Annotated in this window: 1 protein-coding gene; it reads right to left on the minus strand. The window is 58.9% G+C overall.

The genetic code is table 11. From position 1 onward, the window contains the following. Positions 1 to 1354: sigma-70 family RNA polymerase sigma factor (locus ACQKP2_RS32935; protein WP_427582394.1), on the minus strand; the 1354-nt coding region annotated here is incomplete at both ends.

Raw genomic sequence — 1354 nt, forward strand, 5'->3', positions numbered from 1 at the left:
AGCTCGACATCCACTTTGGGATAACGACGCAAAAACTCCGGCATGTGCGGATGGACCCATTTCCTGCAGCATCTGGCGGGAAATACGGTTGAGCTTGTTGATCGTCTCGATCATGTGCACCGGGATACGAATGGTGCGGGCCTGGTCGGCGATCGAGCGAGTGATCGCCTGACGGATCCACCAGGTTGCATAGGTCGAGAACTTGTAGCCGCGGCGGTATTCGAACTTGTCTACCGCTTTCATCAGACCGATGTTGCCTTCCTGGATCAGGTCGAGGAATTGCAGGCCACGGTTGGTGTACTTCTTGGCGATGGAGATCACCAGACGCAAGTTCGCTTCAACCATCTCTTTCTTCGCGCGGCGGGCCTTGGCCTCACCGATCGACATGCGACGGTTGATGTCCTTGATCTCGACGATGGTCAAGCCGGTTTCGGCTTCCAGCGCAGTCAGTTTCTGCTGGCAGCGAATGATGTCCGGCTGCAGGCGAGCAATGGCTTCGGCATATTTGGTTTTGCCTTTGGCCAGCGCGTCGGCCCAGCTTTCGTCAACTTCGTTGCCCGGGAACTGGCGCAGGAAGTCGGCGCGCGGCATGCGTGCATCACGAACGCAGAGCTGCATGATGGCGCGTTCTTGCTGACGCAGGCGGTCCAGGGAGCTGCGAACACGCTCGACCAGGCCTTCGAACTGCTTGGGCACCAGTTTGATCGGCATGAACAGGTCGGCCAGTGCCAGCAATTCGGCAATTGCGGCCTTGTTGTGGCGACCGTGCTTCTTCAGGGCCTTGTGAGTGATTTCCAACTGTTCGGCAACAGCGCCAAAGCGCTGTGCAGCGATGATCGGATCCGGACCGCTTTCGGCTTCTTCCTCGTCTTCGGAGCTTTCGCCGTCCTCGTCTTCGTCGTCATCCGTTTTTTCGGCTTTTTCGTCGATCGGCGGTGGAACCTCTGCCGCAGGCGGCGCAGTACCGTCGTCCGGATCGATGTAGCCGCTCAGAACGTCGGACAGGCGACCACCTTCGGAGGTGACGCGGTCGTACTCGGAAAGAATATGGTCAACCGTGCCAGGGAAGTGCGCGATGGCGCTCATCACTTCACGGATGCCTTCTTCGATACGCTTGGCGATTTCGATTTCGCCTTCGCGTGTGAGGAGTTCTACCGTACCCATTTCACGCATGTACATGCGCACCGGGTCGGTGGTACGACCAATGTCGGTCTCCACCGCTGCCAACGCGGCGGCTGCTTCTTCCGCAGCGGCCTCGTCGGTATCGGCGTCGGCCAGCATAAGGGCGTCCGCATCCGGGGCACTCTCGTGTACGGGAATCCCCATGTGGTTAATGATGCGGATGATGTCTTCT

Source organism: Pseudomonas sp. NPDC089569 (genome assembly GCF_050280625.1).
Lineage (GTDB): Bacteria > Pseudomonadota > Gammaproteobacteria > Pseudomonadales > Pseudomonadaceae > Aquipseudomonas.